Source organism: Bacteroides sp. (assembly GCF_052357945.1).
Classification (GTDB): Bacteria; Bacteroidota; Bacteroidia; order Bacteroidales; family Bacteroidaceae; genus Bacteroides.
On record NZ_DAWCXD010000020.1, the window covers coordinates 1 to 21,835 of the forward strand.

Below are 21,835 nucleotides of genomic sequence, written 5' to 3' on the forward strand. Positions count from 1 at the left end.
GTAACATCATTTACGGATAAAAGATTATGAAACTACGGATCTCTCTTCTTATTATATTAATGAGTATGCTTTTCACCTCCTGCGGGATAAGCACAGGAAAGGGTACGGAGCAGAAGGAAGAAGAGATTTCTGTTCTGAGATATGATAAGCTGTTGAGCGAATATGTTCGCTCCAACAGTTTTTCTGCTATGCAGAAGTTGACGATGGACTACCGTATGCCGACGAAAATCCTGATTGAGGATGTATTGTCTATCGGTACGGTGAAAGATGATACCATCTCGCAACGTCTGCAAAAATTCTATTCGGATACGACTTTGGTTCGTTTGCTTAGCGATGTAGAAGCAAAATATCCTAATCTGGATGAAGTGGAAAAAGGACTTAATAAAGGATTTCGGAAACTGAAAAAGGAAGTGCCTGATACGAAAGTGCCGTTTATCTATTCGCAAGTATCCGCTTTCAACGAATCTATTATTTTAGTGGATTCTTTATTGGGAATCAGTCTTGATAAATATATGGGGGAAGATTATCCTCTTTATAAGCGTTTCTATTATGATTATCAGTGTCGCTCGATGCGTCCGGAACGGATTGTGCCGGATTGTTTTGCTTTTTATCTTTTGAGCCGTTACGGTATGAACTATCATGAAGGTACTTGTCTGATTGACTTGATGATGCATACGGGGAAGATCAATTACGTAGTGCAAAACTTATTGGGATATAGTGATATTGGTGAAGCAATGGGGTATTCTAAGGAGGAAAGCGACTGGTGCAAGGATAATGAAAAGGAGATATGGAATTATATCTGTACCAACGATCATCTGCATGCTCGTGACCCGATGGTGATCCGCTATTATATGAAGCCTGCTCCTGCTGTTGATATGTTGGGTGCTCAAGCTCCGGCATTGATAGGTACATGGATGGGAGCAAGAATCATTGCTTCTTACATGAAAAAGCATAAGGATATGAAGCTGAAAGATCTTCTGGAATTTACTGATTACCACGAAATGTTAAGTGAATCCAACTACCTGGCTTCCTGAATCGTTTCTCTTTCTTATTTCTCAATTTTTAATTTTCAACTCTCAATTTAATAAGTGGAAACTGCCCTTTATTTGTTGCCCGTGACTTTAGGCGATACCCCTATTGAAAAGGTGTTGCCTTCTTATAATAAGGAAATTATTTCCGGTATCCGGTATTTTATAGTCGAAGATGTTCGTTCTGCCCGTCGTTTCCTGAAAAAGGTGGACCGGGAGATTGATATTGATGCGTTGACATTTTATCCGTTGAACAAACATACTTCACCTGAAGATATTTCCGGTTATCTGCAACCTTTGGTAGGCGGAGCTTCAATGGGAGTTATCTCCGAAGCCGGTTGTCCGGCGGTAGCTGATCCGGGAGCGGATGTGGTTGCCATCGCACAACGTAAAAAACTGAAGGTAGTTCCTTTGGTTGGACCCTCTTCAATAATTCTTTCCGTGATGGCTTCGGGCTTTAACGGGCAGAGCTTTGCGTTTCATGGTTATCTGCCGATTGAACCGGGGGAACGTGCCAAGAAACTGAAAACATTGGAGCAGCGTGTGTATGCTGAAAATCAGACACAACTTTTCATTGAGACGCCTTACCGGAATCATAAGATGATAGAAGATATTTTGTTAAACTGCCGTCCTCAAACAAAGCTTTGTATTGCTGCCGATATTACATGTGAAGGAGAGTATATACAGACGCGTACAGTGAAGGACTGGAAGGGACATGTGCCTGAATTGTCTAAGATTCCCTGTATTTTTCTCTTATATAAATAACGCCTTTCAGGTGTTCATATTCATCTTCGAAACAGCTACTGAAGAAGCCTTTTCCCAAGTTTTCCTCTATCTGTTTGAAGCTCCATAGCTTACTGTTTTTAAAGCGGGGGGTACAAAGGATGGAATCATCTTTGATATCGACAATGAATAGATAGATAAGACGGTTGGTCACTTCATTCTCGAAGTGATAAACGATGTTGAATTCAGGTTTGATACCTTTTTCATGAGGAAAAGCATTGTTGATTAAACGAGTGGCGCCTGCTTCCAGAGATTCTCCGTAGCGGAGATAACATTCCATGGGAATATCTACTTTCCCTCTATCCAGAATGGCTGTTGATGATCGGTCGCAAAGGAATAACATTCCGTGAGTGGATATGGCAATTCTTATCACTGGATTGATGTATGCGTTTTTGTAATTAACAGCTTCTATTGCAGGTGTTTTCCCGATCACGTCTCCTTTGGTATTTACAATAGGAACATATTCCGTGTGTGACATTAAATGATTGAAGAAACGGATGGCGATCTGATTGAACAGGATACTCATCAGAAAGACAGTAGGAGGTAACACTTTATAGAGTACAAACAGACTTGTCTTACTTAGTGGGTTTTGGAAAATGACGGTGATGCTGATTATAATAAAATGCAGTATTCCGAAAATCAAGGCAATGCGGGCAGATACAACGGCTGCTTCTGCTCCCTGCGCATATAAACGTTTGTTGCAAGAACCTATCTGTTTTAAGAAGTGGTTGATAAACCTTTTCTTATGCATATAAAGACTTAGCATCGGAATGAGAATACTGACTTCCAGCGTAAGTGGAAGCGCACCGGGGGGAACATAATCACCAGGAATGAGAGCTGCTACGGATAATAGTGCTAACACTCCGGTCGCTATATAGAGGATAAAATTAGGAATTAACAATCCTTTACGTCGATAAGAAAGGTATATACCTATAATACCTATGCCTGTACCGATGTAAATAGCCGTGTCTTGCGTTATAAGTTCACACAATAAAATGGAAATAATAACGGGGATAAAACCCAACGACATGTTAAATGCGTAAGAAAGTATTCCTTTATGAGCCATCTCTATATTTATGTTTATTTGTCGGTTCTATCTATAAAACAAATAGGGTATGTGTTTTGTTTACTAACGAATATGTTTCTCTGCATGGTAGGAGGAACGAACAAGGGGAGCGCTTTCTACGATGTTGAATCCTTTCTCTAAACCTACAGTTTTATATTCTGCAAATTGCTGCGGAGTGATATATGCCGCAACGGGATAATGCCGGTGAGTCGGTTGAAGGTATTGGCCTATGGTAAGAATCTGGCAACCGGTTGCTAACAGATCATCCATCAATGTTTCGACTTCCCCCGGAGTCTCACCCAGTCCGACCATTATGCCGCTTTTAGATTTGACTCCCTTTTCGGAAATGTGTCTGATGACTTGCAAACTTGTATCATAATTTGCCGCACTGCGCACTAGCGGACTAATGCGGCGTACGGTTTCCATATTGTGTGAAATAATGTCGGGACGGACTTCGATTACCAAATCTAACAACTCCATCCTGCCTTGAAAATCAGGAATGAGCACTTCGATTGTTGTTTGTGGATTCAGTCTTTTGATTTCCCGGATGGTACGTGCCCAATGTGCTGCTCCCAAATCCGGCAGATCATCCCGGTCTACGGATGTGACGACAGCATGATCCAGTTTCATCAGTGCGATGGATTCTGCTACATGGGTAGGTTCGTTTATGTCTAGCGGGTGCGGGCGGCCGGTTTGTGTGTTGCAGAATTTGCAACTGCGCGTACAGATGTCACCACCGATCATAAAGGTGGCAGTTCCTTTTCCCCAGCATTCCCCCATATTAGGGCAACGCCCACTGCTGCATATAGTATGCAAGCAGTGGGAGTCGACAATACGTTTGGTTTCGGTGTATCGTTCGTTGGCACCGATATTTATTTTCAGCCATTCGGGCTTACGTACTCTGTCCGTCATTATAAGTTGTTCAAGAAAAAGTTGGTCAACCGTGTGTATAGGTGTTGGCGGGTATTGCCACCATATATTCCATGATTGCGGTTTGTATACACTTGCATATCAAATTGTTTTCCAAGTTGAACCAATTGTTCGGCATATTCTGCACAGTTTTGGAAGTGCACATTGTCATCTGCCATGCCATGCACCAACAACAAGTTTCCATGCAGTTTGTCAGCACGGGTGAAGGCTGATGATTCCTTATATCCTTCCGCGTTCTCTTTCGGAGTACGCATGAAGCGCTCGGTGTAAATCGTATCATAGAAACGCCAGTCAGTGGGTGCAGCCACTGCTACTCCTGCTTTGAATACGGGAGTTCCTTCGCTCATGCTCATAAGAGTCATGTATCCGCCGTAGCTCCAGCCCCAGATACCGATGCGATCTTTATCCACGTATGGTTGTTTGCCGAGATACAAGGCAGTCTCTACCTGATCTTTGGCTTCTTTGACTCCGATTTTCAGATAAGTGCATTTCTCGAAAGCTTCTCCACGACCTCCTGTGCCGCGACCGTCCACGCATACCACGATATAACCGAGGCTTGCCATGTATGTTTCCCAACTGATTCCCCAGGTATCCAATACCTGTTGAGAGCCCGGACCGCTATATTGATACATCAGTACCGGATATTTTTTAGATGCGGAAAAATTAACCGGTTTCATCATCCAGCCGTTCAACTTCACGCCATCTGTGGTTTGGAAAGTGAAGAACTCTTTTTGTGGCACAGCATATCCGGACAATGTTTGTTTCAATCCGTCATTGGTAATAAGCGTTTTGAGTGTTTTGCCCGAATTATCATTCAGTGTAACCAGCATCGGAGTATTCAAGTTTGAGAACTTGTTCATGTAATACTTCATTGATTTGCTGAAGAGCGGTGTATTGGTTCCTACCTGTTGGGATAGTTTAATCTTCTTGCCCTTCTTGTCTATTTTATAGACAGCTTTGCGCAGAGGGCTTTCTTCATTGCTGGTGTAATAGAAAGAACCGTCTTCTTCATCATATCCCAGAAAATCTTTCACCTCAAACTTACCGTTAGTAACTTTTTTAATCAGATTACCCCCCATGCTATACCAATAGAGGTGACTGTAACCGTCACGTTCGCTAAGCAGGCTGAAATATTCTGGATAGAACTGGATATTATCGAAAATATTCTCCTTTATATAATAAGGGGACTCATCACGAAGTATAAGTTTGCAAAGTGTGGAACGAGGATCGGCAAAGTAAAGGTCAAAACGGTCTTGATGGCGGTTCAATGTCATGATAGCCAGTTTATTGGCATCCTTTGTGAAGCGTATACGCGGAATATATCCGTCTGCATCCAATGGGAGTTTCATTGTACGGGTGACATGTGATTTGATGTCATACGTGCGTACCTCTACTTTCGAATTCGGATATCCGGCTTTCGGATACTTGTATGTATATTCGCCCGGATAATCTTTTAAAGCATCAATGCGGGGTGCTTGTCCGGCAAATACCGGGAAAGAGTAGGAGGGAACTTCCGACTCGTCGAAACGGATAAAAGCAATCAGCGTATTGTCGGCGCTGAATTCCAAAGCACGGTCGAAGCCGAACTCTTCTTCATACACCCAGTCAGGAATACCGTTGATTACCGAATTTTGTTTGCCATCTTCTGTGACCTGGCTTTCGCTGTTGCCGTAAAGCAACTTAACAAGAAATATGTTATTGTTGCGTACAAATGCAATCATGGTACCGTCCGGAGAAAAGACGGGGACCTGTTGAGGTCCACCGTCAGACAGCCGTTCAATAATGTTGTTTGTCGTAACCCCCTTATCATTTCGTTTCAAAGGGTAAATGTAATGTACAGCTGTGTATGAATGCCTGTAAATAGGTGTTGTTTTAGTAGCAATCAGCAATTTCTGACCGTCGGGCGAGAACTGATAACTGTCAAAGTTCTTGAAGTCACATTCGCGTGTGGTATTTACATCGAAAATCACTTCTATTTTCTCGCCTGTCTTGAAAGAGTATTTAATGATTTGCGTGCCGTCAGCGTTCATCTGTGTGTAGTGTTCACCATCAGGCATAGGGATTACTCCCTGAATATTTTCCGGGCGGAAACGTCCGGAAGTAATATCTTTTAAATCGAGTGCCTTTTGTCCTTGTGCCATTCCGGTCAGACAGAGAAGGCAGAGTAATAAAGTGATGCTGATCTTTTTCATCTGCGTTTATAATCGGTTTTGGTTTTAATTCGTACTTGCAAAAGTAACAATAAACTTAGATTCAACAAAGCCTGACCGATTTTTATATAGATTTGATAAGGATTATTGGGTGAGATTCAATATCTTTGTGAAAAGGACTTTAAACATTACCACTATGAATTCAAAAAGAAAAGACTTGCAATATGCTTCTGTCTTCTTATTGGCCGTGGCATTGACGTTCCTGATGGGGAAGGGTGATAATCTGTGGTTGGTGTCATGGGGTGACTTGATACCGAGTTTGTTTGTACTATTCATAGCAGGTGATTGTTTACATAGTTCCCTGCTTCGTATCAAACGTGGCGAAGAGGAGGGAGGAGCCCGGTGGAGTACTTGTTTCACTTTTCTGGTATTCAGCATTATTTTTATGGGCGACTTGTTCTTTATCGGCAACTTTATTGTCAATAAACTGTGGAGCTAAAAGATATGTAATAAAACTGTTCCACAGGTGTTTAATAGTAGATTCTTCGTCTTAACTATAGCTTTTAGTTTACTTTAACTAGATAAATTAGTTTATGAACTAAAACTTTTCGTTATTTGCAGCAAACAAAGTTGCAGATATGAAAGGATTAACAGCAAAAGAAGAAGAAATCATGGGCTTTTTTTGGGAAAAAGGTCCCTTGTTCGTGAAGGAAATGTTGGCTTTCTATGAAGATCCCAAGCCACATTTCAATACATTATCTACGATTGTGCGTGGGTTGGAAGAAAAAGGTTTTCTAGCTCATTATACTTTCGGAAATACCTATCAATATTATCCCGTAGTCAGTGAAGAAGATTTTCGTAAAGGAACGCTGCGGAATGTGATTAGTAAGTATTTTAATAATTCTTACCTGAATGCCGTTTCTTCTTTAGTTAAAGAGGAAGATATTTCCTTGGATGAATTGAAACAGCTCATCGAGGAAGTGGAACAGGCTGACAAAAAACACTAATCTATTAAATGAAAATCTATGCTATGGGAGTTTTCTTCATTTATATATTAAAATCATCTGTTTGTCTTGTTCTGTTTTACCTGTTTTTCCGGTTATTACTTAGCAAGGAAACCTTTCATCGTTTCAATCGTATGGCTTTATTGGGAGTGTTGTTCTTTTCATTACTCATTCCTTGTATCGAAGTAACTACCCGGCATCAGGTTGAAGTGCAGCAGGCTGTGCTATCCATTGAACAATTGCTGTTGATGGCAGAGCTGGAGGCTACTCCTGCCGATGCCGGTGCAGTGCAGGAGACGTCAGCCATATCTTGGGTACAGATTGTTCTGTTGGTCTATCTGGCGGGTATTCTGTTTCTTGCCTGTCGCAATATCTATTCTTTGATTTGTCTCTTCCGGTTGATACATTCCGGTAAACATGAGAAGTTGGAGAAAGGGGTTATACTTGTAGTGCACAATCAGGAGATAGCTCCGTTTAGTTGGATGAAGTATATCGTCATCAGTCGGAAAGACCTGGAGGAAAACGGGAGGGAAATCCTTATTCATGAAATGGCTCATATTCACCATCGTCATTCAGTAGATTTATTGGTGGCGGATATTTGCATCTTTTTCCAATGGTTCAATCCTGGTGCATGGTTGTTGAAACAGGAGTTACAGAACATTCACGAATATGAAGCGGACGAGACCGTCATTAATGAGGGTGTAAACGCGAAAGAATATCAACTATTATTAATAAAAAAAGCCGTTGGCACAAGGCTCTACTCTATGGCCAACAGCTTTAATCACAGTAAACTTAAAAAACGTATCACTATGATGTTAAAAGAAAAATCGAATCCGTGGGCACGGTTGAAGTACTTGTATGTACTTCCGTTGGCAGCTATTGCAGTAACTGCTTTTGCCCGTCCTGAAATCTCTGAAAAAGTGGAAGAGATTTCTGCAGTCAAAGTTAATGATTTGGCGGAAATTGTGGAAAAAAAGAGTGAAGAAAATGTTGTTAAGGAGCTTGTTGATACTACCAAGAATAAGGTAGTAGTGGTAGGTTATCGTACAGAAAAAAAAGATTCTGTCTTAACATCCGGGAAAAAGAAGGTGGCTATTTCGGTACAAGGAATTTCCGGTGAAGGAAAACCTTTGGTTATTATTAATGGGAAAGAGTCTGATCGTGAAGTAGTAAATGCTTTGAATCCTGAACGTATTGAAAGTGTGTCTGTCATAGGTCCTGAAAAAGCTATTAAGGTTTATGGAGAAAAGGCTAAGGATGGAGTGATGGATATAAAACTATATTCGGAAAAAAAGTTTGCGCCGAGAAAGATTGAAATCGAAGGCATTAATAAAACAAGGTTGGATGCATTAAATAGTGGGGCAAAGAATTGGGGAGCTACGTTTCGTTCTACTGATGGAGGTAAACCTTTGGTTATAATTGATGGCAAAGAGGCTACTGGTAATGATCCTTTAGCGAATATTTCTCCTGATCGTATTAGGAGTATATCTGTATTAAAAGATAAGACTGCATTGGCTGCTTATGGTGATAAGGGAAAGAATGGAGTGATTGAAGTAAATCTATTAGTGAAAGAAGAATATCAAGCCCGTCAAATTTCTATTCGTGCTATTAATGATACAGTGACTTCAACAATAAAAGTAACTGCATCTGAAGAATAGCAGTAGATTTTAGATGTCTTCTGTTTCTAAATATTGTCAAAATATAATGTTATAAAGATTGACGGAGGTACGCTAGTATCTCCGTTTCTTGTTCCGGGTGGAACCATTTTATTTCTTCATCTCTTTTGAACCAGGTCATCTGTTTACGCGAATAAATGCGGGAGTTTTGCTTGATTTTGTCTATAGCAAAGGGGAGTTCCCATTCTCCGTCCAGATATTTGAACAGTTCTTTATAGCCTACTGTATTGAGTGAATTGAGGTGACGATAGGGAAGTACGGAACGTACTTCTTCCAATAATCCTTCCTCCATCATCTGGTCTACCCGACGGTTGATACGGTCATAAAGTTCTTCCCGATCACGAGTCAGGCCGATTTTCAGAATACGGAAAGGACGCTGTTTTTTTTGTTGGGTGCGAAAAGAAGTATAAGTGCGTCCGGTCATATAGCAAATCTCCAACGCATGAATTACCCGCTTGGGATTCTTCAGATCTACAATCCGGTAATATTCCGGATCTAACAGGCGAAGTTCTGCGCAGAGTTGTTCAAGACCTTCCTCTTCATACTTTTGTAGCATGAGTTGACGGGTTTCCGCATCAACGGTAGGAATATCGTCAATTCCCTTACAGATAGCGTCTACGTACATCATTGAGCCACCAGTGAGAATCACGACTTTGTGTTGCGTGAATAATTTCTCCAGAATATCCAGTGCTTCTGTTTCGTATTGAGCAGCGCTGTAATAGTCTGTGAGGTGGAGCGTGCCGACCAGTTGATGGGGGACACGTTTGAGTTGGTCGGGAGTAGGAGCTGCCGTGCCTATTTTTAATTCGGCATAAAGCTGTCTCGAATCGGCAGATACAATGCTTGTCTGAAATGTTTCTGCCAAGCGCAGGCTCAACTCCGTTTTCCCCACACCTGTAGGACCTATAAGAACAATGAGAGTAGGCATAGATTTTTAAGTATTAAGTATAGAAGTATTAAAGCGTACGGGACTAAAAAAATATTAGGTATTAACTGCCTGACACTACATAGCAATTAATACCTAATACTTGATGCTTAATACTTAGAATTTTTCTTCTTCGTATGGGCTGCTAGTGTCACCACCTATGTCAAATCCTTCCTGATCGAAGTCTTCCATGTCGAAGTCCTGGTCTCCATAGAAATTTTCATCCAGATCAAGAGAACCTCCGGTAGCGGCCATTTCTTCAAAGTCTACCGTTTGTTTGGGAGCATCTCCTGATTTCTTGGTACATTTGGCACCATTCATATCTTTTCCGGTGATAATTTCGGATAGTTCGATGAAGAAACAACGTTCTGTCATGTAATCGAATACATATAACAGTTTCTGTTTTTCATCTTCTACCAATTCGCTGATAGTAGTTTCTTTCATCACCCAGCTATCCATTTCCGGATTGTCGTCCATTTCTTCCAGGGTTACTTCTTTTTCTTTTTCCCAGTCGTCATCGCAGATAAAGAAAGAAGTCATCTGGTCGTTTGCGTACCCTACTGATTTCAGTATTGCTTCATGGAAGTCATAAAAAGTTGCTTCCGGATCAATTTGTATTTCTCTGACAAAATCGTCAACTTCATCAGATATGATAGTAAATCTGTATATCATAATATGACTATTTTGAACTGTTTATTTAATAATACCACGTTCTGAATTACGGATAAAATTGACTATATAGTCAATCTCCGGGCTCTTTTCGAATTCATCTTCTATTTTTTTCAATGCTTCTGTCGTGTTCAAACCACTTTGGTAAATGATACGATATGCATTGTGAATACTTTCGATCACTTCATTGGAGAAACCACGACGGCGCAAGCCGATGATATTGATTCCGCTGAAAGCGATCGGTTCGCGTCCTGCAATGATGTAAGGAGGAATATCTTTACTGAAACGGCATCCGCCCTGAATCATTACATGACTGCCTACATGACAGAATTGATGCATCAATACATTGGCGCTGACAATCGCGTTATCATCAATGACGATTTCGCCTGCCATCTTGGTAGAGTTACCGATGATACATCCGTTACCAACCAATGCGTCGTGTGCTACGTGTACACCTTCCATCAATAAATTGTTATTTCCCACAATCGTGCGCCCTTTAGCTGCCGTACCACGGTTGATTGTTACATTTTCACGAATCAGATTATTATCTCCGATTTCGGCTGTCGATTCTTCACCGCGAAACTTGAGGTCTTGCGGAATGGCTCCGATAACGGCACCTGGAAAAATCGTGTTTCCGTTACCAATACGTGAACCGTATAAAATATTGGCGTTAGCCATAATTTTATTGTTGTCGCCGATAACTACGTTCTTATCTATAAATACAAAAGGCGCAATTTCTACATTTTCCCCAATCTTAGCTTCGGGATGGATATACGCTAAAGGACTTATCATGCTTTTAAATATCAATTATTACTTATTTTTTACTATTTGTGCCATGAACTCTGCTTCGCAAACAACTTTCTCGCCGACAAACGCATATCCTTTCATGGTAGAAATACCGCGGCGGATAGGTGCCAGCAGTTCTACACGAAAGATGATTGTATCTCCCGGCACTACTTTCTGACGGAATTTCACTCCATCTATTTTCATGAAATAGGTAGAATAACGTTCAGGATCATCTACGGAATTCAAGACGAGCAAGCCTCCGACTTGTGCCATTGCTTCCACTTGAAGTACTCCCGGCATAACGGGCTCCTGTGGAAAATGTCCCTGGAAGAAAGGTTCGTTGGCTGTGATGTTTTTGACACCTACAATGTAGTTGGCACCAATTTCAATCACTTTGTCCACCAGTTGGAAAGGATAACGGTGCGGCAACAATTCGCGGATACGGTTTACATCCATTATCGGCTCGCGGTTACAGTCGTAGCTTGGTGCCTGTATTTCGTGCAGACGGATTTCTTTCCGCATTTGACGGGCAAATTTATTGTTGATAGTATGTCCCGGACGGGTAGCGATGATACGGCCTTTAATCGGTTTGCCAATTAAAGCGAGGTCACCAATGACATCCAGCAGTTTGTGACGGGCACATTCATTGGGCCAAACTAACGGTTTGTGATTGATATAGCCTAATTGATCGGCATCCATGTGAGGTACTCCCATCACATCTGCCAACTTGTCAAAGCTTTCTTGTGACATTTTGCGTTCGTAGATTACGATCGCATTGTCCAGGTCACCACCTTTAATCAATCCGGCGGAGAGCAACGGCTCTATTTCACGAACAAAGACGAAAGTACGGCTGGCAGCCACTTCGTCTTTGAAATTATGCATATCTTCAAGGGTAGCAAACTGATTCGGGATAATAGTCGAATCGTATGAAACCAGTACATTCAGACTGAAATTCTCGTCAGGTAGTACAATAATAGAAGAACCTGTCGTTTCATCCCGGAACTCAATTTTAGACTTGATAATATAAAAGTCTTTGACGGCATTTTGCTCTACTGTTCCTACACGTTCTATTTCTTGTACGTAATATTGTGCACTACCATCTAAAATAGGAAATTCCGGTCCGTTAACTTGGATCAGGCAGTTATCAATGCCCAATGCGTAAAGGGCTGCCATACCATGTTCAATGGTGCTTACTTTGACTCCATTTTTCGACAATACAGTACCACGGGTGGTTTCTGCTACATTGTCGGCTACTGCGTCGATAGTTGGTTGTCCTTCTACGTCAATGCGCTGGATTTTATATCCGTGATTGTCCGGAGCAGGATTGAATGTTACAGTGAGATCAAGTCCAGTGTGAAGACCTTTCCCGCTCAGTGAAAAGCTATCTTTCAGCGTTTTTTGTTTCAGCATTGGTTACTTATTTACTTATTTAATAGTTGTTTTAATTCTTCTACTTCTTTGCGCAAGTTACGCAGTTCTTTCTGCATATCTGGCAGGCTTCTTTGTGCAATGGATGATTTGAAATATTGTTTCAGTTCCATAGGAGGAGTTCCGATAAGCTGGCTACCGGACTTGATGTCTCCCGGCACACCTGATTGTGCGCCTAATCCAACTTTATCTCCTATTTTAGAATGTCCTGCAATACCTACCTGGCCACCGATCATACACCATTCACCCACTTTGGTAGAACCGGCAATTCCGGCTTGCGCAGCCATAACGGTATGCGAACCTATTTCATCATTGTGTGCTATTTGTATCAGATTGTCTAACTTGACACCGCTGTGTACTACCGTAGCTCCCATTGTAGCACGGTCTACACACGTATTAGCACCTATATCTACTTTATCTTCCAGAATGACAATTCCGATTTGCGGAATCTTATCGTAGCCGTTCGGAGTGGGAGCAAAGCCAAATCCGTCAGCTCCGATCACTGCACCCGAATGAAGGATACATTCATTACCTATGCGGCAATCATGATAAACATTTACATTGGAGTAAAGCAGGCAACTGTTGCCTATCTTCACGCCATCTCCAACGAAAGTGTGGGGGTAAATTTGAGTATTATCTCCAATCACGGTATTTTCGCCGATATAGGCAAAAGCACCGATGTATACATTCTCACCAATTTTGGCGCTGGGTGCAACGAAAGCTAATGAATCTATCCCTTGTTTCTTAGGCTTGCTCATCTCATAAAGATTGAGCAATTTAGCCAGACTTTCGTATGCATTGTCTACTTTGATAAGAGTAGCTTTAATTTCGTGTTCGGGAGTGAAGTCCTTATTAACCAGGACAATGCTTGATTGTGTCTCGTAGATGTAAGGTGTATATTTGGGATTTGACAGGAAAGAAATTGCTCCGGGCATTCCCTCTTCAATTTTAGCGAATGTGTGTACCGTAGCGTTTTCGTCTCCAATGATTTCCCCTTGGATAAATGCTGCAATTTGCTTAGCCGAGAACTCCATGTCTTTTATTTAAAATTTAATTAGTTCACAAATAACGGATTTTTTTTTCAGATTTCCGTGTTATTGCATGAATATTTTATACTTATCTGTGTAATCTCTGATAGCAGAGATAGTATTTCTTTACCTTTTTGGACAATAATGAGATGTTCAGCATGTCCGATGCTTCGGCAATATTTTTGATAGCGCCGTCTTTGTAGATAATATCAATACTGTCATCTGCCGGGTCATACATATTCTTTTCGATGCTGGGGGTAGAGACAAAATAGTTCGCTTCGGAAAGGGTTATGCCTAGTTGCTGGCTGATGTGCAAAGTTAATTCTTTTTTTCTGTCCTCACTAATAGGTTCCGACGAAATTTCCACTTTAAAGATATTTCGGTTTATCATTCCTGTGCTTAAAGTAGAAAGTACTTTATCGGTGTGGGTGCTCCACACTTTCAAGGCTGTCCATATATCGTTGTCGTCCAGCTGGATGAAATTCTCCAGACAGTCGGGGTTATTATAGAATTCCGTTGGATTGATATCATTGTAAAGGAAAAAACGTAATGCGGGTGATGCAAATAGTTCCACTCCTTGTGAAGCCAGTTCTTTGGCACGCAATAGAGTACTAATCAGCATCTTTTCGTATGCCACGGACGTCTTATGCAGGTATACTTGCCAGTACATCAGGCGACGTGCCGTGAGGAAATTCTCGATAGAATAGATCCCTTTGGATTCGACAACCAAACGGTCATCCGCTACATCAAGCATTTTGATGATTCGGGCAGAGCCGATGTTACCTTCCGTTACGCCTGTATAAAAGCTATCGCGGCGAAGATAATCAAGTCGGTCCATGTCCAGTTGACCGCTTACGAGTTGATGCAGAAAGCGTTTCGGGTATTCGTCCTTGAAGATTTGAATGGCAAGACTTAGCTGGCCGTTCATCTCTTTGTTCATCCGTTCCATCAACATGAGAGAAATCTCTTCATGTGAGACTCCTTTTACAATCGTGTCTTCCAGCACATGCGAGAAAGGACCGTGTCCTATATCATGCAACAGGATGGCGGCCTGCACGGCTTCCGCTTCACTATCAAAGATAAAATTGCCTTTGGAAGCCAGTTGGGTGATAGCTTCACTCATCAGGTGAAAAGCGCCTAAGGAGTGTTGGAAGCGGGTATGTTGTGCACCGGGGTACACAACAGATGACAATCCTACTTGCTTGATGCGGGTAAGACGCTGCAAAAGGGGATGCCGTACTATATCGTACAGTAACCCCTTTGGAATATTGATGAACCCGAATACGGGGTCGTTAATTATCTTTCTTTCGTAAGGCATTCGTTTTCTTTAGAGATCCTTTTTCCCTTTTCAGAGAATTGCTTTGAGTTGTTCAGCCATTTGTGCCTGCACTTCTTGTGCGGCGGTGCGGGCAGCTTCTGCAAATTTCTCTGTTTTATCTACGTAGATAATACCACGCGACGAGTTAACAATCAATCCGCATGTACTGTTCATACCATATTTGCAAACTTCTTCGAGTGAACCGCCTTGTGCTCCCACGCCTGGTACGAGAAGGAAATGGTTCGGGACAATTTTGCGGATGTCCTCAAAAGCACGTCCTTGAGTAGCACCTACCACATACATCATGCGGTCATCGCCAGCCCATTCCTGTGATTTGCGTAATACTTTCTCGAACAGACGTTCGCCGTTTACGTCTTCTGTCAATTGGAAGTCATGAGATCCTTTGTTGGAAGTCAATGCCAACAGGATAACCCATTTGCCTTCGTAGGTAAGGAATGGAGTAACGCTGTCTTCACCCATGTAAGGGGCTACTGTTACAGAGTCGATATCCAGTTCTTCAAAGAATGTGCGGGCATACATTGCAGAAGTATTTCCGATGTCACCACGCTTTGCGTCAGCGATGATGAATTGATCCGGATAGTTATCTTTGATATATTTTACTGTCTTTTCAAATGCGATCCATCCTTTTACACCCATGCTTTCATAGAAAGCCAGATTGGGTTTGTAGGCGATACACAAATCAGCTGTCGCGTCAATGATTGCTTTGTTGAATGCGAAGATCGGATCTTCTTCTTTCAACAGATGTTCCGGGATTTTCTTGATGTCAGTATCAAGTCCTACACAAAGGAATGATTTTTTGCGCTTTATGTTTTCAAATAATTGTTGCTTATCCATCTTGTTATTTACTATTTTGCAATTTACTATTTACTATTTTAAGAAACCGTTCTCAACTCTCAATTCTCAACTCTCCACTTCTCTAAAGTTCGCTTTCTTTCAGGCGTTCTGCATTTTCCGCTACGATCAGATGGTCGATACAATCCTGGATGTCTCCGTCCATGAAGGCTGCCAGGTTATAGATTGTATAGTTGATACGATGGTCGGTAATACGTCCCTGGGGATAATTGTAAGTTCGTATTTTGGCTGAACGGTCTCCGGTCGATACCATTGTCTTACGTTTGGAGGCAATGTCATCGATATATTTCTGATGTTCTTTGTCGTAGATAAAAGTACGGAGACGGGCCAAGGCGCGTTCTTTGTTTTTCGGCTGGTCGCGTGTCTCGGTACATTCGATAAGGATTTCTTCGGCAATACCGGTGTTCGGGTTCTTCCAGATATAGCGCAGACGTACTCCGGATTCTACCTTGTTTACATTCTGTCCGCCGGCACCGCCACTTCGGAAAGTGTCCCATTTGATTTCTCCTTCGTTGATGACTACATCAAATTCTTCAGCTTCGGGAAGCACGGCCACGGATGCGGCTGAAGTGTGAACACGTCCTTGCGTTTCCGTCGCAGGAACACGCTGTACGCGGTGTACTCCCGATTCGTATTTTAAAATTCCGTATACATTATCGCCTGTCACACTACAAACAATTTCTTTGAATCCACCGGCTGTTCCTTCGTTCGCATTGGAAACTTCCATTTTCCAACCTTTGGTTTCACAGAATTTGGCATACATACGGAAGAGGTCGCCGGCAAAGATAGCTGCTTCGTCGCCTCCTGCACCTCCGCGGATTTCGAGAATAGCGTTCTTGCTGTCTTGCGGATCGGCAGGGACAAGCATCAGTTTGATTTCTTCTTCCAATACCGGAAGGCGCTCTTGGCTATTGTCCATTTCTTCTTTCGCCATTTCGCGCATTTCAGCGTCCGATTCATTGGCAAGGATATTTTTAGCTTCTTCAATGTTACCCAGTAATTGGATATATTCTTTCCTTGCTTTCATCAAGTCGTCTAATTCTTTATATTCTTTAGTCAACTTGACATAACGTTTCTGATCGGCAATCACTGACGGGTCTGTGATAAGGGTAGATATTTCTTCAAAACGGGCTACGAGTCCGTCTAATTTTTCTAGTATGGTACTATTGTCTGCCATTCTTTAATATCTAAATTCTCCGAATTCGCTCTTAATGATTAATTCTGTTTGCTCGCATGCTTCAACACGTCCTACAATCTGTGCCGGAATACCGAATGACTCGGAAATAGCTATTACTTCTTCTGCATGTTCCGGTGACAGGTAGACTTCAAGGCGATGTCCCATATTGAATACCTTGTACATTTCTGCCCAATCTGTGCCGCTTTGTTCTTGGATCGTTTTGAATAAAGGAGGAACAGGGAAAAGATTATCTTTTACTACGCGTACGTTTTCTACAAAATGCAGAACTTTAGTTTGTGCACCACCGGAGCAGTGTACCATTCCGTGGATTTCCGGGCGCAATGCATCAAGTAATTTTTTGACTACCGGTGCGTATGTACGGGTAGGAGAGAGTACTAACTTACCTGCATCAATCGGAGAATCTTCTACGCTGTCTGTTAGTTTTAACTTACCGGAGTAAACTAATTCTTCGGGAACGGCAGCATCGTAGCTTTCCGGATATTTTTCAGCAAGATATTTTCCGAATACATCGTGACGGGCACTTGTCAAACCATTACTGCCCATACCGCCATTGTATTCTTTTTCGTAAGTAGCTTGTCCGTAAGAAGCCAGACCAACGATCACGTCACCCGGACGAATATTGGCATTGTCGATAACGTCTGAACGCTTCATGCGACAAGTTACGGTAGAGTCAACGATGATCGTACGAACCAAGTCGCCGACATCAGCAGTTTCACCACCGGTTGCGTATACACCTACACCCATTTCACGGAGTTCGGCCAGCAATTCATCTGTTCCATTGATGATGGCGGAGATTACTTCTCCGGGAATCAACAGTTTATTACGTCCAATGGTAGAAGAGACAAGGATATTGTCTACGGCACCTACACAAAGCAGGTCGTCGATATTCATAATCAATGCATCCTGTGCAATACCTTTCCAAACGGACAAATCACCCGTTTCTTTCCAGTACATATAAGCAAGAGATGATTTGGTTCCGGCACCGTCGGCGTGCATAATGTTACAATATTCCGAGTCACTTCCCAATATATCGGGGATAATTTTGCAAAATGCTTTCGGGAAAATTCCTTTGTCGATGTTCTTGATGGCGTTGTGCACATCTTCTTTTGATGCGCTTACTCCACGCATCATGTATCGTTGATTACTCATGAGTTATAGAATTATATTGTATACGGCTGCAAAAGTACTGCTTTTTTTTTGTACAGCCAACTATCTTTATAGAAATGCCATTACTCAAAATAGTTTTCGTATTCTTTTCGTTAGGAAATTATCATTATGTAGTATTGAAAATACCAGATAATCTTGGATTATGTAGTTAAGTAATTTTATATCTTATTGTATAATTACGGACAATCTATGCGAAAATAGAAGGTGGCAATGAATATTCTTTTAGGAAAAATAGTATTTAAAAGGCGAAATTAAGTACGAAAAAGTGAGTACAATATAATTTATATCGTGTCATATTAACGATTATAATCATATAGCTCTCTCATAAAGCTATGGTAATTTGTATAAACTTTAAATTAAAATGGATGAAAAATTATGTATTTATTGAGAAATGGAAAACACGTATGCGTACAGAGCGTGTTTTTGAGTTTTTAAAACCAAGACATGTGAGTGTTTCTAATACAATGGAACGTTGTTTAGTTAAAAGTCTTTTTCTAATTGGCTGCACTTTGAGTTTGGGAGCATGTACTGATATTAAAGGATTTACTAACATGGAACCGGGGCCTTATGCAAAAGGTCCGGAAGTATTAAAAGCTTTTCCAACTGCTGAAGGTTTCGGTAAAAATGCTACAGGAGGACGTGGAGGCAAAGTTGTTATTGTTACTAATACCGATGATGATGGGGAAGGGTCTTTCCGGTGGGCATTGAAGCAATGCTCTGAAAATGAAGCTACGACTGTTGTTTTTGCTATTTCCGGTAAAATAGAACTGAAATCAGATATACGTTGTAAAGCTAAGAATTTTACAATAGCTGGACAGACGGCTCCGGGAGGTGGCATTTGTGTAATTAAAAATGAAGTAAACTTTGGAGGTTCCGAGAATTTTATAATTCGCCATATGCGCTTTCGTGTAGGGGATAAAGATGCGAATGGAAAAGATCATAATGCAGCATGTCTTCGTGTGGAGAATGCGAATAATTTTGTAATTGACCATTGTTCGTTTAGTTGGGCTAGTGAAGAGAATACTGATTTTATTGATACTCATTTCTCTACAGTACAATGGTGTATTTCTAGTGAAGGACTTTATTATTCAGTTAATAAGAAAGGTTCCCGTGCTTATGGAGGTGCATGGGGAGGAACTTCATCTACTTACCATCATAATCTATTTGCTCACTGTAATAGCCGTACTCCGTTGATGAATGGTGCACGTGGAAAAGATCCCGGACAAGATATTAATGTATATATGGAATACATCAATAATGTGAATTATAACTGGGGAAGTCAGATGGCAACTTACGGTGGGATGGATGAATCACAAGATCCGGAACATCATGGATGGGCATGTAATTTCGTGAATAATTATTATAAACCTGGACCTGCTACAACGGGCCGGGTGAAAGATCTGAAATTTTTCCGTCAGTCGAGTGCGCGTGATCAGGAAAAAGCACCTTTACGTGCTGTCTCTAAATGGTATTTTAGTGGTAATGTGATGGAAGGTAATTCAGAACTGACTTCTGATAATTGGAAAGGGGTATATACAGATGGAAGCTATCCTTATAGTTTCGATGAAATGAAAGCTCCTTCTTTTATTGTAGCCTCTGGAAGAGATAACTACGAACAATATTGGTTTGATTGGGAAACATATACGTTATCTGAAAAATATGAATCTGCAGAACAGGCTTTCCAGTCGGTAATTGGACAAAATGGAGCCGGTGCTTTTCCACGTGACAAGGTCGATGAGCGTATTATGAAGGAAGTGAAGAACGGCAGTTGTACTTACACGGGAGCAGGAAATGAAACTAGCGGTTCTATTCCTGGGATAATTAATAGTCCTGATGAAGCCGAAGGTTTTGGAGGTTTGACCTATAAAACCTCAGGAGCCATTACTGATGCGGATAAAGACGGCATGGATGATGCTTGGGAAAAGAAAGTAGGATTGGACCCGAATAATCCTGAAGACCGTAATAAAACTACGGATGTTGGGTATACTGCTTTGGAAGTATATCTCAATAGTCTGGTGGATGAAAGCATCTCGTACAACTTTAAGAAGTAAATCAATCGAATGTTAATATTAAAATAAAATGCTATGAATTTAATGAAACTGATGGCGGTAGGACTCCTTTTGAGTTGTTTTTCAGCATTACTGACAGGCTGTTCGGATAATGATGATTCGAGTTCAAAAGTATTGTTGCGTCCGGTTGCTACTATGGAGGTTGTACAAAACAAGGCCTATTTAAGTTGGAAAACGGTAGAAGGAGCAACTGAGTATGTAATTGAGGTTTATAAAGTGACCGATAAAGGGGAGGAGCTTTATAAAACAGAAATAGTACCTGTCAGTCAATCTTCCTGTGTGATAGATTTAGATTGGGAGGAAAACTACAAATTTAAGGTAAAATGTATTGGTGATGGAAGACTGTCCGGTTATTGGGAGACGGAAGTAACAGGTATTCTTTATCGCCCGTTGTCTATTGAATTGAAAGAATCCCGTGCTATAGATACAAAAGCCCTTGTCGCATGGATACCTAATGATACGGTTGTTATCACAGCTTTGACCGCTGTTCCGATGGGAACGGAAGAAGTATCTACACAAACAATGAAAGTGTATCCTGTTTCTGCAGAAGAGTATCTGTCTGGTTCTAAGGTGATTGATGAACTTTCTCCTGAAACAGCTTATCGGGTTAGCCTTTATTCAGGTGAAGAACAGACCTCTGATACATATCAGGCGCGCGTAGAGGTGAAAACAGAAGCTACCGAAAATCTGGATGCGGATTATGGTACGGCGAACCGGGTAGATTTACGTAATGAAGCGTTTGATCCAGACTATTTCAATAAACTGGATTGGAACTCTTTGGAGGAAGGAACGACTTTTCTGCTTCCTGCAGGAAAAACATTTGTGGTGGGTAGTGGTGAAGTGGTAGCAGAGTTTGCACATTCTGTCAACTTTGTGACGCCACAAACTTTAGAGGATTATTGTACCTTTAGCTTTGAGAACGCTTTCCGTGTAGTAGAAGGTGGGGCAATAGATAAAGTCACTTTCAAACGTATTAATCTTAAAGCATCGAAATCATTAGATGAAGCTACCAATAACAGTTTAAGTGGTAAACAGGTGATTTGTCCGGAAACTACTAATTTCTTGATTAATAAGATTGATTTTTCTAGTTGTTATATTGAAAATTTCCGTGCTATCGTTCGTTCAAAGAGCACAGGTGGAAATGTTGAAGCTATTTCATTTCAAGAATGTACAATAAATGCGATTGGTAATCAAGGTATAGTGTCGACGGATGGTAAAAAAGGTAATTATATAAACAATGTTTCTTTTGACAATTGTACCATAACCAATATTTGTGGCATTGCTGATCTTCGCAATAGTGACAGCGGCAAGAATATTTCGATTACAAACACCACTTTCTGTTATGCTCCAATGGAAAACTCATTTTTATTCCGGGTGGATGCGAGTATTGCTGTCAATATTGAGAATTGCGTTTTTGGTGGCTCTATGAAAATTAATGGCAATCTTCCAATGTTTAACGAACTGGGTTCGGGCGGACAGGATGATTATACCGGAACTTATCGTTTCAGCCCAGTGAATAGTTTCCAGTCAAACGACCATTCTTCCAGTAAGGGAAGTCTTGGGTTAGCTGACTCCAAAATGTCGACGATCAGTTTGTTTACCGATCCTGGCAATAACAATTTCAAGCTGAACGAATTATTCTCTGGTTGTTCTAGTGTAGGGGCTTTAAAATGGAGACAATAGTTCGCAATCGACACACATCAAATAACAAAAATAATATGGATAAACACGTTATAT

The 21,835-nt window shown here is 41.3% G+C and carries 19 protein-coding genes; 7 read left to right on the forward strand and 12 right to left on the reverse strand.

Annotated elements, in window-relative coordinates:
• Positions 1-26 precede the first annotated feature (26 nt).
• Together ACT8YW_RS06450 and ACT8YW_RS06455 are read left to right on the forward strand one after the other, a co-directional pair.
• Positions 27-1,034: a gliding motility protein GldB-related protein gene (locus ACT8YW_RS06450; protein WP_444104396.1), complete on the forward strand. Its 1,008-nt coding sequence runs from the start codon at positions 27-29 to the stop codon at positions 1,032-1,034.
• A gap of 54 nt (positions 1,035-1,088) precedes the next feature.
• A complete protein-coding gene (locus ACT8YW_RS06455; protein ID WP_004304520.1) occupies positions 1,089-1,793 on the forward strand; it encodes an SAM-dependent methyltransferase in 705 nt (234 codons plus the stop codon).
• Here the strand turns inward: ACT8YW_RS06455 and ACT8YW_RS06460 are convergent.
• The 3 genes from ACT8YW_RS06460 to ACT8YW_RS06470 all read right to left on the reverse strand — a co-directional run bounded on the left by ACT8YW_RS06460 (position 1,759) and on the right by ACT8YW_RS06470 (position 5,999).
• Positions 1,759-2,877, reverse strand: coding sequence for a hypothetical protein (locus ACT8YW_RS06460; RefSeq protein ID WP_444104397.1), 1,119 nt, complete (start codon positions 2,875-2,877; stop codon positions 1,759-1,761). The genes ACT8YW_RS06455 and ACT8YW_RS06460 overlap by 35 nt on opposite strands.
• A gap of 63 nt (positions 2,878-2,940) precedes the next feature.
• A complete protein-coding gene (lipA, locus tag ACT8YW_RS06465; protein WP_444104398.1) occupies positions 2,941-3,789 on the reverse strand; it encodes a lipoyl synthase in 849 nt (282 codons plus the stop codon).
• Positions 3,789-5,999 carry a S9 family peptidase gene (locus ACT8YW_RS06470; RefSeq protein ID WP_444104399.1) on the reverse strand — a complete coding sequence of 737 codons (2,211 nt, stop codon included), beginning with the start codon at positions 5,997-5,999 and terminating at the stop codon, positions 3,789-3,791. The genes lipA and ACT8YW_RS06470 overlap by 1 nt, the downstream gene beginning before the upstream one ends.
• A gap of 154 nt (positions 6,000-6,153) precedes the next feature.
• Between ACT8YW_RS06470 and ACT8YW_RS06475 the strand changes: the two genes are divergently transcribed.
• The 3 genes from ACT8YW_RS06475 to ACT8YW_RS06485 all read left to right on the forward strand — a co-directional run bounded on the left by ACT8YW_RS06475 (position 6,154) and on the right by ACT8YW_RS06485 (position 8,619).
• Positions 6,154-6,456 carry a hypothetical protein gene (locus tag ACT8YW_RS06475; protein WP_004301693.1) on the forward strand — a complete coding sequence of 101 codons (303 nt, stop codon included), beginning with the start codon at positions 6,154-6,156 and terminating at the stop codon, positions 6,454-6,456.
• A 139-nt stretch (positions 6,457-6,595) separates the two neighbouring features.
• The gene (locus ACT8YW_RS06480) at positions 6,596-6,964 is read left to right on the forward strand and encodes a BlaI/MecI/CopY family transcriptional regulator (protein ID WP_004301694.1); all 369 of its coding nucleotides are present in this window, start codon (positions 6,596-6,598) and stop codon (positions 6,962-6,964) included.
• Positions 6,965-6,987: 23 nt separating this feature from the next.
• Entirely contained in the window at positions 6,988-8,619 is a 1,632-nt protein-coding gene (locus ACT8YW_RS06485) for a M56 family metallopeptidase (protein ID WP_444104422.1), read from the forward strand.
• Between the two features lie 49 nt (positions 8,620-8,668).
• On the opposite strand, the gene miaA is transcribed toward ACT8YW_RS06485, so the two are convergent.
• The 9 genes from miaA to ACT8YW_RS06530 all read right to left on the reverse strand — a co-directional run bounded on the left by miaA (position 8,669) and on the right by ACT8YW_RS06530 (position 18,011).
• On the reverse strand, positions 8,669-9,565 hold the full coding sequence (gene miaA, locus ACT8YW_RS06490) for a tRNA (adenosine(37)-N6)-dimethylallyltransferase MiaA (protein ID WP_444104400.1): 897 nt from the start codon (positions 9,563-9,565) through the stop codon (positions 8,669-8,671).
• 114 nt (positions 9,566-9,679) lie between these two features.
• A complete protein-coding gene (locus ACT8YW_RS06495; protein WP_120143731.1) occupies positions 9,680-10,234 on the reverse strand; it encodes an IS1096 element passenger TnpR family protein in 555 nt (184 codons plus the stop codon).
• 21 nt (positions 10,235-10,255) lie between these two features.
• On the reverse strand, positions 10,256-11,023 hold the full coding sequence (gene lpxA, locus ACT8YW_RS06500) for an acyl-ACP--UDP-N-acetylglucosamine O-acyltransferase (RefSeq protein ID WP_004320906.1): 768 nt from the start codon (positions 11,021-11,023) through the stop codon (positions 10,256-10,258).
• Positions 11,024-11,041: 18 nt separating this feature from the next.
• Positions 11,042-12,427 (reverse strand): bifunctional UDP-3-O-[3-hydroxymyristoyl] N-acetylglucosamine deacetylase/3-hydroxyacyl-ACP dehydratase, encoded by a 1,386-nt coding sequence (locus ACT8YW_RS06505; protein ID WP_444104401.1) that lies wholly within the window; start codon positions 12,425-12,427, stop codon positions 11,042-11,044.
• Positions 12,428-12,438: 11 nt separating this feature from the next.
• Positions 12,439-13,479 (reverse strand): UDP-3-O-(3-hydroxymyristoyl)glucosamine N-acyltransferase, encoded by a 1,041-nt coding sequence (gene lpxD / locus ACT8YW_RS06510; RefSeq protein WP_022199902.1) that lies wholly within the window; start codon positions 13,477-13,479, stop codon positions 12,439-12,441.
• Between the two features lie 82 nt (positions 13,480-13,561).
• Positions 13,562-14,791 carry an HD domain-containing protein gene (locus tag ACT8YW_RS06515; protein WP_444104402.1) on the reverse strand — a complete coding sequence of 410 codons (1,230 nt, stop codon included), beginning with the start codon at positions 14,789-14,791 and terminating at the stop codon, positions 13,562-13,564.
• 30 nt (positions 14,792-14,821) lie between these two features.
• On the reverse strand, positions 14,822-15,646 hold the full coding sequence (gene pyrF / locus ACT8YW_RS06520) for an orotidine-5'-phosphate decarboxylase (RefSeq protein ID WP_004301706.1): 825 nt from the start codon (positions 15,644-15,646) through the stop codon (positions 14,822-14,824).
• 82 nt (positions 15,647-15,728) lie between these two features.
• Positions 15,729-16,841 (reverse strand): peptide chain release factor 1, encoded by a 1,113-nt coding sequence (gene prfA / locus ACT8YW_RS06525; protein WP_008020796.1) that lies wholly within the window; start codon positions 16,839-16,841, stop codon positions 15,729-15,731.
• 3 nt (positions 16,842-16,844) lie between these two features.
• The gene (locus ACT8YW_RS06530) at positions 16,845-18,011 is read right to left on the reverse strand and encodes an AIR synthase-related protein (RefSeq protein WP_444104403.1); all 1,167 of its coding nucleotides are present in this window, start codon (positions 18,009-18,011) and stop codon (positions 16,845-16,847) included.
• Between the two features lie 383 nt (positions 18,012-18,394).
• On the opposite strand from ACT8YW_RS06530, the gene ACT8YW_RS06535 reads away from it, so the two are divergent.
• On the forward strand, positions 18,395-20,080 hold the full coding sequence (locus tag ACT8YW_RS06535; RefSeq protein ID WP_217724669.1) for a pectate lyase family protein: 1,686 nt from the start codon (positions 18,395-18,397) through the stop codon (positions 20,078-20,080).
• Between the two features lie 33 nt (positions 20,081-20,113).
• Positions 20,114-21,781, forward strand: a complete 1,668-nt coding sequence (locus tag ACT8YW_RS06540; protein WP_444104404.1) for a hypothetical protein — start codon at positions 20,114-20,116, stop codon at positions 21,779-21,781.
• The last annotated feature ends 54 nt before the right edge of the window (positions 21,782-21,835 follow it).